The organism is Verrucomicrobiia bacterium, from assembly GCA_035495615.1.
Classification (GTDB): Bacteria; Omnitrophota; Omnitrophia; order Omnitrophales; family Aquincolibacteriaceae; genus DATJFP01.
The window spans coordinates 1-10119 of sequence record DATJFP010000054.1 but is presented as its reverse complement, the minus strand read 5'-3'; the positions used below and the strand labels follow the sequence as shown (position 1 = coordinate 10119).

Below are 10119 nucleotides of genomic sequence, written 5' to 3'. Positions count from 1 at the left end.
ACGATCCAGTTCGAAGGCAAGGGCATCGAGAAAATGCCGCCGGACCAGATCGTGCGCCAGGGCATCACGCATGTTCCCGAAGGCCGCCGCGTGTTTCAGCACCTGACCGTGCAAGAGAATCTCGATCTCGGCGCGTATACGCGCTCGCGCGGCAAAGAAACGCAAAAAGACATGGAAGAGATGCTCGAACTGTTTCCCATTTTGAAAAAACGGCTGAAAATGCTGGCCGGCAACCTGAGCGGCGGCGAGCAGCAGATGCTGGCCATGGCGCGCGCGCTCATGGGACGGCCGAGGCTTCTACTGCTCGACGAGCCGAGCCTCGGCCTCGCGCCGAAAATGGTGGAAGTTGTTTTTTCGCTGATCCAGAAAATCCATGAGAACGGAATTACGATCCTGCTCGTGGAACAGAACGCCTTCAAAGCGCTGGACATCGCCGATTACGCCTACGTCATCGAGAGCGGGCGCATCCAGATGCACGGCACGGGAAAGGACTTGCTGGCCGACCCCAAGGTCCAGTCCGCTTATCTGGGAGAGTGAGCCTCCATGGAACATGCCTTTGAGCTGCTGAAAGACATCGCCTTCAGCATCATCTTTGCGACGCTCTGCGCGCACGGCGCGCGGCTCCTGCGCCAGCCGCTCATCATCGGCTACGTGGCCGGCGGCATTCTGCTCGGAAGGCACATGGGCCTGGGCCTCGTTACGGGCTCGGAGAGCATCGAGCTGATTTCGGAAATCGGACTGCTGTTCCTTCTCTTCATCATCGGGCTCGAAATCAATCTCAAGGAACTTTTCCGCATGGGGCCCAGCATGATCACGCTCGGGCTCGTGCAATTCGTGGGCTGCGTCGCGCTGGGCCTCGCGCTCTACGGCTGGTTCGGCTGGGGCTATTTCAAAGACGGCGTGCTCGCGGGCCGCTACGATCTTCTTTATCTCGCGGTCACGACCGCGCTCAGCTCGACCCTCATCGTCGTGAAGCTGCTCGCGGACAAATTCGAGGTGAACACGACGGCCGGGCGCCTGACGGTCGGCGTGCTTGTCCTGCAGGACATCTGGGCCATGCTGTTTATGGCGTTCCAGCCCAATCTTCTCAATCCAGAATGGCTCGCGGTCATCCGCTCGATCGGCCTTGGCCTTTTGCTGACTTCCGCGGCTTTTGTGATGAGCCGCCACGTGCTGAACCGGATTTTTGCCGCAGCTGCGAAAAAGCCGGAGCTTGTCCTGCTGACCGCCATGACCTGGTGCTTCGTGCTCGCGGGCCTTGCCGAGCGGGCCGGGCTTTCCAAGGAGATGGGCGCGCTGATCGCCGGGCTTTCGCTCGCGGCCTATCCTTACGGCGCGGACGTCATCGCGAAGCTGATCGGCGTGCGCGATTTTTTCGTCACGCTTTTCTTCGTGTCGCTGGGCCTGAAGATGCCGCTTCCCGAACCCGGGCTCCTGGCCGGGGCCGTGGGCGTCGCGATCGTCGTGGTGCTGAGCCGGTTCGTCACCGTGATTCCCGTGACCGCGCTTTTCGGAAACGGCGCCAGGATCGGCGTGGTCACGGCGCTCAATCTGTCGCAGATCAGCGAATTTTCCCTGGTGATCGTGGCGCTCGGCATCGGCTACGGCCACGTGTCGCAGCAGCTCCAGACGCTGGTGCTCACGTCCATGCTGATGACGTCGGTCGTCTCGACGTACCTGATTTTTTTCAATGGGCGCATCGCGGCCGGCGTGATGAAAGTCTTCGGCCTGCTGCGGCCGTCGCAGATGCGCGAGAAAAAAATGCGCGAGGAAAAATTCGAGCCGGAGATCGTGCTGCTGGGCTGCTTCCGGGAAGGGCTGGCGTTTCTCGACAAACTGGAACAGAGGCTGCCCGCGCTGAAAGCGAAGCTGCTGGCCGTCGATTTCAACCAGGCGCTCGCCGGGCCGCTGCAGGCAAGAGGATTCGTCTTCCGTTACGCGGACCTCGCGCACGCGGAAACGCTGGAACACCTGGGCATCGAAAAAGCGCGCCTTGTCATCTGCTCGCTTTCCGACACTTATTTAAAGGGAACGACCGGGGCAAGGCTTCTTTCGCAGCTGCGGAGGGTTGCGCCCCAGGCGCGCTTCATCATGACGGCCGACGACGCGCGGGGCTCGGAGGAATTGAAAAAGGCGGGGGCGCTTGAAGTCGCTGTCGCCAGCGAGTCGGTTGGTTCAGAGCTCTTCACACTGCTCCAGCGTCATCCCGCCTGACAATCCCGCGGAGCCCAGGTTCCCGCCGCATCAAGCCGGCAGGTCCCCAGACCCCTCGTCTCTAGATGTCCCCGGATCTCAATGGCGCCGCTTCGATGAAGAGCGGTGCGCCGTTTTTTTCTTTCCGGAGGTCTTTTTGTTCGCCTCGGTCTGCTTGGCGTCGTCCGGATTTGCCATGAGCTCGTGCTTGCGTTCCGTCATTTCCTGGCCCACGGCGTCGCTGTTGGCCTCGGAATCTTCCAGCTCAGGCAGCATTTCGTTTTCTTCTTCTTCGATGTGATGCTTCACGGTCTCGGCAAGGACGCAGAACTTCGCGGCATACCGCTCGTCCTCCGGGCTCATTTTTTCGAGCTCGGCGACCAGGAGGTGCACGACGTGGTGCTCCTCGATGGCTTCGTCGAGCTGGTCTTCCTGTTCTTCCTCACCTTCGGCTTCTTCGCGGGCCTTGGGATAAAAAATTTCTTCTTCGATCGCGGCATGGATTTTCAGCTCTTTGATCGCCTGCGTCACGATTTCTTCCTGCTCGTCCTCGTCTTCGGTCTGCTCGAAGCGCTCGAAAAGTTCCTTCACTTTTTCATGGTCCTGCTTGAGCATTTCAATGGGCTTGGCTTCGGCCACCATCGTCTGCTGCTCCGTTTCCCGCGCTTCTTCTCTGTTTTTCTTTCTCATGATCGACCCCCGTGTGAAGAGTTCCGTTTTTAACCGCATCTTAAGGAAGAAGCGGCCCGCGGGAAATCCGGGCCGCCGTGGTTTGCCGCTAGTGCTTCGGAGGGGATTGCTATCGGGAAAGCCGGGAAGCCACAGCGGATGTCTTATCCGCGAATGCGATTTTGCCCGATGGTCGGGATTCCCGCGGCGGGTTATCTTAGCTCGGGAAAAGACATCCTCAGGATCAAACGAACGGAGGAAATATGGCCAGGGTAGAAGAAATCATGACGAAGAACCCGGCTTGCTGCGGCGCCGGCGACGGACTTCAAGTCGTGGCGCGGCAAATGTGCGAGGCGGATTGCGGTGAGATTCCGGTGCTCGACGAAGACCTCAGGCCGATGGGCGTACTTACGGACCGTGACATTACGTGCAGGACCGTGGCGCGCGGCCTGAATCCTTTGGAGCTCACGGCCGGCGAATGCATGACGCCTCATTGCGTGACAGTTGGGCGGGGAGCCACAATCGAAGAATGCTGCGCCCTCATGGAAGAGCATCAGGTTCGCAGACTTCCCGTCGTGGACGACAAAGGCCGCTGCTGCGGCATCGTCTCCCAGGCGGATATCGCGTTCGAGGGACCCGACAAAATCGCCGAGCTTGTTCAGGAAGTGTCCCGGAGCGCTTGAAAATGACGGAAAGGGAGACATGATCAAGAGCGTGAAAGAAGCGGCGGGAACCGCCGTGACGGTGCCGGAAGGAAAATTGGGGCACATCGACGATTTTTATTTCGACCATGAGCGCTGGAAAATCCGTTACGCTGCCGTCGATACGGGCGATTGGCCCTCAGGGCGGCGGGTGCTCATCGCGTCGGCGGTGCTGGGAAAGCCCGACTGGTGGAACGCGCGGCTTCCGGCGGGCGTCACGCGGAAAAAAGTGAACAGCAGTCCCGCTCTTGATCTTTCGAGCGATGTCACGCGCCAGGCCGAGGAAAGCCTGCACCGCCATTACGGCTGGGCGCCGTATTGGCAAGGCGCCGAATTTGCGCGCGCGCCGGGCGCGCCGCCGCCGGCGTGGACGGGCGAGCCGCTTCACAGCGTCAAAAGCATCCTGGGGTTCCGGATTTCCGCGATCGACGGCGAGATCGGCAGCATCCACGATTTTCTCGTGGACGACGAGACGTGGATCATCCGTTACGCGGTCGTGGACACGGGCGACTGGCTGGCGGGACGGAAAGTCCTGCTCGCGCCCGAATGGATCCGGGAATTCATGTGGGACCGGCGCAGAGCCGCGGTGCCGCTCAACAAAAATAAAATCCAGGGCAGTCCGCTGTACTATTCCCGGATTCCGCTCGAGCGCGCGTACGAAGAAGAGCTTTATTCGCATTACAGCCAGGAAAAATATTGGGGAACGCAATGGCAGGACGGCTCGAAAGCTTCCCGCGCCGCCTGATCCGTTCCGCGAATTAAAAGGAGGGACGACATGAACATCACGAGCCCCGTTTTCCAAAACCAGGCGGCCATTCCGCGGGAATTCACCGGCGAAGGCAGGGACCAGTCCCCGCCGCTGGACATCGCCGACGTGCCGAAGGATGCCAAGAGTCTCGCGCTTGTCGTCGACGATCCGGACGCGCCGGGCGGTAATTTCACGCACTGGGTGCTTTTCAACCTCAAGCCGTCCCAAACGCATCTGGAGCCGCACGTCCAGCCCATGCCCGTCCTGCAAAGCGGCGCGCGCCAGGGCGTGAACGACTTTAAAAGAGTCGGCTACGGCGGCCCGATGCCGCCGAGCGGCAAGCATCACTACATTTTCCATGTCTACGCGCTCGACCGCGAGCTGCCCATCCCCGAACAAGCGATCACGCGCCAGCGTCTGCTGGACGAAATGAAAGGGCACATCCTCGCCGAAGCCAAGCTGGTCGGGACCTATGAGAAAGACGGAAAACCCGGAGACTGGAAAGTGGACGAATCTTCCCAGGAAAGTTTTCCTGCCAGCGATCCTCCGGCTTCTTATTGAGGTGACCGCGCTGAAATCCGGAACGGCCGTCCGTTCCGCAACAAGGAGGACGTCATGTTCATCACGCTTAAATCCCTGAGACATTTCACCCTGAGAGCCAAAGACGGCGCCATCGGCAGCATCGAAGATTATTATTTCGACGACCGGGAATGGATTCTCCGCCATTTCGTCATCGAGACGGGGCATTGGCTCGGGCGCAAACAGGTGCTTTTGAGCCCGTCGGTTTTCAAAGTCCCCGATGAGCTCATGGCGCGGCTCGAGACGCCGCTCACCGAAGAGGAAATCCGCCGCAGCCCGCTGAAGGGCGATCGAAAGCCGGCTTCCCACCGGCAGGAAGCGCCCCTCGGCCGCTATATTGAATGGCCGTTCTGGCTCGCGGGCCTTCATGCCTCGGACGAAGGCACGCATCCGGTCAAGGGGCGCAAAACATCGGAGGCCGATCCGCATCTTTGCAGTTACGAGGAAGTCCGCGGCTACCCGATCGAGGCGCTCAATGGCAAGATGGGCCACGTCGACGACTTCCTGGTCGGCACCAAAACCTGGAGCATTCGCTATCTCATCGTCGACGTATGGACCTGGTCGGCCGCGAAAAAAGTGCTGCTCGATCCCCGGTGGATCACCGGGATCGGCTCCGCGGAGTCGAGGCTCTACGTTTCCATTAATAAGGAAGACGTGTGGGACTGTCCCGGCTACGATCCCAAGAAAGCGCTCGAAGAAAACATCGAAGAGGCTTTGCATTACAGCCGGCGGAAATCCTGGGAAAAAACGTCTGGGCTCGAAAAGGCCGCCTAATCACCAAGAACCTGAACCCACTGTAAAAGGAGGAGAGCCTTCTATGAAAAGAGATATGGCCATCAAGAATGAAACCGAAGTTCAGATCGGACCTTTTGCCCTGCCGGGAATCCTCAGCATTCCCGAAGGCGGGACGCGTGAATTCGTGGTGTTCGCGCACGGCGCGGGCAGCAGCCGCCGCAGTCCGAGGAACCGTTTTATCGCCTCCGAATTGAACAGGGCGGGTTTCGGCACGCTTCTGATGGACCTTATCACGCACGAGGAGGACAGGGAAAATCCCGAAGGCGCCCAGGTCCGCTTTAATATCGACTTGCTCGCGGACCGCCTGACTGGCGCGACGCACTGGCTCGAAGATTATTGCGGCGTGTCTTATCCCGGCGAGCTCGTCATGGGTTATTTCGGAGCCAGCACGGGCGCGGCCGCGGCCCTTGTCGCCGCGTCGAAGCTGCCCGACGTCGTCAGGGCTGTCGTCTCGAGAGGCGGACGACCGGACCTCGCGGGACGCGGGCTCAGCGAAGTGAAGGCCGCCACGCTCCTCATCGTCGGCGGAGAGGACATGCCTCTTGCCACGCTGAACGAAATCGCGGTTGAAAAAATAGCCGCGCCGGTGAAGGACCTCATCGTCATCCCCAACGCCACGCACCTTTTCGAAGAACCCGGCGCGCTCGAGGAAGTCGCGCGCCTTACCACGCAGTGGTTCGAGGTTTACCTGCGGGGTAAAGAACGCTTCCGCATCATTGCCGCCTAAGCGAATAAGGAGGGGGTTATGATCGTCAAAACAGCCAAGGGTTACTCCGTCAAATCGGAAAAGGGGAAAAACCTTGGGGGCCCCTATTCGACCAAGAAGGAGGCCCAAAAAAGATTAAGGCAGGTTGAATTTTTCAAACACAAGAAAAAGTGATATCTTTAAAGGAGAAATCTCATGAAAAAGAGTCTATTCTTAGTGATGCTGATGCTTGTGATGGCCGCGCCGCTGCATGCCAATGAAATGGGCATGAACGTGGACGATCGGGTGAAGGAGATGAAGACGCAGCTCAGCCTTACCGACGACCAGGCGAACCAGGTCAAGACCATCATGGAAGACTTCAAGACCAAGTCGGAAGCGCTGCACAAGGAAAAGCAGGATAAGCTCGGCCAGGTCCTTTCTGCGGACCAGATGACCAAGTACAAAGAATGGAAGAAGACGTGGCATAAAAAGCACGAAAAAGCCGAAAAGGAAGAGCACGACGAGAACTAAGATGAAAGCGGCGATTCCTTCTTCAGGCATTTCGGGAGGTTCTATGATTACGTGGATCGGGTTATGCGCGGGAGAGATTTGGCGTTATCTGGACTCTCACGAGGGAACGGCCTCTTTGAAGGAACTGTGCAAAGGCATCAAGGCGCCGCAAGAGACGATCTTGATGGCGACCGGATGGCTCAGCCGTGAAGGCTACGTGCTGATCGACGGCCGGCTGCCCGATCCCTTGATCACGCTGAATCCCAAGCCGCCCTCCCACCGCTGACATTCGGTTTGCCAACGGGAGCGCCGCCGATTAGAATGCGCTCCATGAAACTGACGCCGTCTTTTTTCAGCCTGGCCGGGAATCGCCGCAAAGGCCGCATCGTGCGCGCGGGACGGGCGCGGATTTATTACGAAGTCTACGGCAGGGGAAAGCCGCTCCTTCTTTTGCACGGCGGCCTCTCCTGCATCGACGGCCTGCGCCACCAGATCCCTTTTTTCGCGCGGCGCTTCAAAGTCTACCTGCCTGAGCGCCCGGGCCACGGACACACGGCCGACATTTCCGGCCCCTACACTTACGAAGCCATGGCAAGCCAGACCGCGGCTTTCATGGACGCGCTGCGAATCAAAAAAGCCCTGCTCATGGGCTACAGCGACGGCGCGAACCTTCTTTTCCGCCTCGCGCTTCGCCGTCCCGACCTCGTGGACCGTTTCATTTCCGTGGGCGGCAACATCCATCATTCCGGCTGCGAGCCGTCTTTCCAGCGCGAACTGAAAAAGCAGAAAGTTTCCGGCGTGGACCCGCGCTACGAGGCGTATTCGCCGGATGATCCCGCGCATTTCTACGAAGTCTTCGAGAAATGCCGCAGGCTCTGGCTCACGGAGCCGAAATGGAACATGGGTATGCTGAAGAAGATTAAGGCGCCCGTCCTGATCGTGGCCGGCGACCGCGACATGATCCGCCACGAGCATTCCGTCCGCATGTTCCGCGCGCTCAAAAACGCGCAGCTCGCCATCGTGCCCGGGGCTTCCCATGCCGCGCTCAAGGAAAAGCCCGGGCTCCTGAACAAAATCATGCTCGAATTTTTCACGGGACGCGCCGTTTTATAATACGAAGCGTTTTCAGGATTCGATTCCGGAGGCCGCGTGATCATTCAGACGGTCGGATTAATACTGGCGGGATTTTGGATCGGCTGGGGCGCGCTGATCGTCCGCGGCGATCTCAAAATCAAAAAAGACCACCGCCTGCGCAAGGCCCGCGCGGCTTTTCTTTCCGTCCTTCTCGCGCTTTTCATGCTGTCGCTCGGTGCCCGCGGCCTGGACAAGCTCGGCATCTTTACCGCGTCCGGGCTTCTCGCCCTGGCGCTCCTGTCCCGCCGCAAACGCCTTCTGCCCCGGAAGAAAAAACACAAAAAGCAGCGCTAAGCGGCCCGGTCGAAGTTCCAGCGGGCGGCATCGGGATTGTATTCGGGGAGATTCTTTTTTTTCTTCACGTCCACGCTCCGGCCGCCGGTTTCCTGGCCGAGGAGGACGTTGAGCTCCGCGGCGTTTCTCACGGCGTAAGCGGCCTGATCGTTGTCGAAGTAAACGTAGACCGAGCGCTTTTCTTTCCGCCACGCGCGGATGCGCGTTGCCCACTCCTCGAGCTGCCGGTGACTGTAGCTTCCCTTGTATTTTTCTTTCGTGGGCCCGTGAAGACGCACGTAAACCATTTTCGATGTGACCCGGATAGGCGACAGAAATCGCGCGAGCTGGAAAATGCAGAACGAGACCCCGTATTTTTCCAGAAGGCCGTAAACGTCTTCGCAGTGCCACGAAGGATCGCGGAATTCCATCGTGTAGTCGCGGCCTTTGGGAAGCGCCTTCAAAAAAGTTTCCAGGCGCCCGAGATTCACGTGCCAGTTCGGCGGCAGCTGGAAGAGGACGGGACCGAGTTTTTCTTTCAGGTGCGCCACGCGCCTGAAGAATTTGTCCAGCGAAGCGCGCGGTGTGTTGAGCCTCCGGATGTGGGTAATGTAGCGGCTTGCTTTCACCGCGAAAAGGAAATCCTCCGGCGCGATTTCGCGCCACATCTTGAGCGTCTGCCGCTGCGGCAGTCCGTAGAATGAATTGTTGAGCTCCACGGTCCTAAAATGCCGCGCGTAAAAGCCGAGATAGGATTCCTTGTCTCCGCCATGCTTCTCGGGATAGAAAGTTCCGTTCCAGTGTTTGTACATCCAGCCCGAGGTTCCGATTTGGACATGAGGATCGTAGGCCATGGCTCAAGTCTAAGGAGAAACAGAGGCGGCGGCCATCGGTGGAAGCCTGAAAAAGGCCGGCCCCGGTTTTGCCCGACGGCAAAACCCGGCATTCGGGTCTAAAAAGCTGTGGTGGACGCCTCCGGCGTCAGGTATATTACCGTCGGTAGTTGAATCAGGCACCTTAACCCATCATCCGGAGCTGGTTATGAAGAAAAATTTCTCGTTCGCTTTCCAAATCCTTTCCGCTTTGTTCGTCCCGGCTTTCTTTCTTTTGACGGCGCCTTCGCATGCCCGCGCGGACCAGACCACTCAGGCGCTCCGCGCCCTTGATGCCGCGGCCGCTGCCGAGCAGGCCAACAACGCGACCAACGTGGCCCGCAACACCGGAAACATCAATGCCGTGACCGATCCGTTCCGCCAGTGCGTGAGCCGCCTTTCCTACATCGGCGACGTCGCGGTGCAGGAAGCCGCCTGCAACTGCGCGGTCGGCAATACGAACGAAGGCTGCGACCAGTACAAGGCGCACATCGATTATTTCAACGGCGTCGGACCTCAGCCCGGAGAAGCCGAAGCCGCGCCCGGCAAAAAGAAATCCTGATTTCCTCGACCCCCCGGAGGCGCATGAAGGCACCGCTTCACAAAGTCTCGAAGCCGTGGGCTTTTTTTTGGAAAGCCGCCGTGCTGGGCCTGCTTGTCTGCGCGCCTCAGGCCTTGCCGGCCGCGCAGGGCAGCGGGGTTATCGTCAACGATGTTGATTTGAGCCCCGAACAGGTTGTGCAGCTCCAGCAGGTGCTCGGCCCGATCGTGCCGGGCCATTACTGGTACGATACCGTGTCCGGACTCTGGGGTTACCAGGGCGGACCGTACAACGGCCAGATTTATCCCGGCATGCAGATCGGCGGCCCGCTCAAGGCGGACGCTTCCGGCAACAGCAACACGGGCGTCTTCATCAATGGAAGGCAAATCCATGCCCTGGAGTATACCCAGCTGATGCAG

General features: G+C 59.3%; 15 protein-coding genes. 13 read left to right on the top strand and 2 right to left on the bottom strand.

The window, feature by feature from the left end; translation table 11 throughout:
- Positions 1-537: ABC transporter ATP-binding protein (locus VL688_07305; GenBank protein ID HTL47855.1), on the top strand; the 537-nt coding region annotated here is incomplete at its 5' end.
- 6 nt (positions 538-543) lie between these two features.
- Positions 544-2214, top strand: coding sequence for a cation:proton antiporter (locus tag VL688_07300; GenBank protein ID HTL47854.1), 1671 nt, complete (start codon positions 544-546; stop codon positions 2212-2214).
- A gap of 78 nt (positions 2215-2292) precedes the next feature.
- On the opposite strand, the gene VL688_07295 is transcribed toward VL688_07300, so the two are convergent.
- Complete coding sequence (locus VL688_07295; GenBank protein ID HTL47853.1) at positions 2293-2883, bottom strand: hemerythrin domain-containing protein; 591 nt, start codon at positions 2881-2883, stop codon at positions 2293-2295.
- 242 nt (positions 2884-3125) lie between these two features.
- On the opposite strand from VL688_07295, the gene VL688_07290 reads away from it, so the two are divergent.
- From VL688_07290 to VL688_07250, 9 genes are all read left to right on the top strand, one after another.
- The gene (locus tag VL688_07290; protein ID HTL47852.1) at positions 3126-3545 is read left to right on the top strand and encodes a CBS domain-containing protein; all 420 of its coding nucleotides are present in this window, start codon (positions 3126-3128) and stop codon (positions 3543-3545) included.
- 19 nt (positions 3546-3564) lie between these two features.
- Positions 3565-4308: a PRC-barrel domain-containing protein gene (locus tag VL688_07285; protein HTL47851.1), complete on the top strand. Its 744-nt coding sequence runs from the start codon at positions 3565-3567 to the stop codon at positions 4306-4308.
- 30 nt (positions 4309-4338) lie between these two features.
- The gene (locus VL688_07280) at positions 4339-4872 is read left to right on the top strand and encodes a YbhB/YbcL family Raf kinase inhibitor-like protein (protein ID HTL47850.1); all 534 of its coding nucleotides are present in this window, start codon (positions 4339-4341) and stop codon (positions 4870-4872) included.
- Positions 4873-4926: 54 nt separating this feature from the next.
- The gene (locus VL688_07275; GenBank protein HTL47849.1) at positions 4927-5664 is read left to right on the top strand and encodes a hypothetical protein; all 738 of its coding nucleotides are present in this window, start codon (positions 4927-4929) and stop codon (positions 5662-5664) included.
- A 43-nt stretch (positions 5665-5707) separates the two neighbouring features.
- The gene (locus VL688_07270; protein HTL47848.1) at positions 5708-6412 is read left to right on the top strand and encodes an alpha/beta hydrolase; all 705 of its coding nucleotides are present in this window, start codon (positions 5708-5710) and stop codon (positions 6410-6412) included.
- A 174-nt stretch (positions 6413-6586) separates the two neighbouring features.
- Positions 6587-6901, top strand: coding sequence for a hypothetical protein (locus VL688_07265; GenBank protein HTL47847.1), 315 nt, complete (start codon positions 6587-6589; stop codon positions 6899-6901).
- Positions 6902-6944: 43 nt separating this feature from the next.
- Entirely contained in the window at positions 6945-7166 is a 222-nt protein-coding gene (locus VL688_07260; GenBank protein HTL47846.1) for a winged helix-turn-helix domain-containing protein, read from the top strand.
- Between the two features lie 35 nt (positions 7167-7201).
- Positions 7202-7993: an alpha/beta hydrolase gene (locus VL688_07255; GenBank protein ID HTL47845.1), complete on the top strand. Its 792-nt coding sequence runs from the start codon at positions 7202-7204 to the stop codon at positions 7991-7993.
- A gap of 36 nt (positions 7994-8029) precedes the next feature.
- Complete coding sequence (locus VL688_07250) at positions 8030-8308, top strand: hypothetical protein (protein HTL47844.1); 279 nt, start codon at positions 8030-8032, stop codon at positions 8306-8308.
- Here the strand turns inward: VL688_07250 and VL688_07245 are convergent.
- Positions 8305-9141: a DUF72 domain-containing protein gene (locus VL688_07245; protein HTL47843.1), complete on the bottom strand. Its 837-nt coding sequence runs from the start codon at positions 9139-9141 to the stop codon at positions 8305-8307. The genes VL688_07250 and VL688_07245 overlap by 4 nt on opposite strands.
- 187 nt (positions 9142-9328) lie before the next feature.
- Between VL688_07245 and VL688_07240 the strand changes: the two genes are divergently transcribed.
- Together VL688_07240 and VL688_07235 are read left to right on the top strand one after the other, a co-directional pair.
- Positions 9329-9721 (top strand): hypothetical protein, encoded by a 393-nt coding sequence (locus tag VL688_07240; protein ID HTL47842.1) that lies wholly within the window; start codon positions 9329-9331, stop codon positions 9719-9721.
- 23 nt (positions 9722-9744) lie between these two features.
- The coding region (locus tag VL688_07235) for a hypothetical protein (protein ID HTL47841.1) at positions 9745-10119 on the top strand (375 nt) is incomplete at its 3' end.

Excerpts from the sequence above, each read along its gene's own strand:
- VL688_07300 (HTL47854.1), top strand. The coding sequence starts at position 544 with ATGGAACATGCCTTTGAGCTGCTGAAAGACATCGCCTTCAGCATCATC.
- VL688_07295 (HTL47853.1), bottom strand. The coding sequence starts at position 2,883 with ATGAGAAAGAAAAACAGAGAAGAAGCGCGGGAAACGGAGCAGCAGACG.
- VL688_07290 (HTL47852.1), top strand. The coding sequence starts at position 3,126 with ATGGCCAGGGTAGAAGAAATCATGACGAAGAACCCGGCTTGCTGCGGC.
- VL688_07285 (HTL47851.1), top strand. The coding sequence starts at position 3,565 with ATGATCAAGAGCGTGAAAGAAGCGGCGGGAACCGCCGTGACGGTGCCG.
- VL688_07280 (HTL47850.1), top strand. The coding sequence starts at position 4,339 with ATGAACATCACGAGCCCCGTTTTCCAAAACCAGGCGGCCATTCCGCGG.
- VL688_07275 (HTL47849.1), top strand. The coding sequence starts at position 4,927 with ATGTTCATCACGCTTAAATCCCTGAGACATTTCACCCTGAGAGCCAAA.
- VL688_07270 (HTL47848.1), top strand. The coding sequence starts at position 5,708 with ATGAAAAGAGATATGGCCATCAAGAATGAAACCGAAGTTCAGATCGGA.
- VL688_07265 (HTL47847.1), top strand. The coding sequence starts at position 6,587 with ATGAAAAAGAGTCTATTCTTAGTGATGCTGATGCTTGTGATGGCCGCG.
- VL688_07260 (HTL47846.1), top strand. The coding sequence starts at position 6,945 with ATGATTACGTGGATCGGGTTATGCGCGGGAGAGATTTGGCGTTATCTG.
- VL688_07255 (HTL47845.1), top strand. The coding sequence starts at position 7,202 with ATGCGCTCCATGAAACTGACGCCGTCTTTTTTCAGCCTGGCCGGGAAT.
- VL688_07245 (HTL47843.1), bottom strand. The coding sequence starts at position 9,141 with ATGGCCTACGATCCTCATGTCCAAATCGGAACCTCGGGCTGGATGTAC.
- VL688_07240 (HTL47842.1), top strand. The coding sequence starts at position 9,329 with ATGAAGAAAAATTTCTCGTTCGCTTTCCAAATCCTTTCCGCTTTGTTC.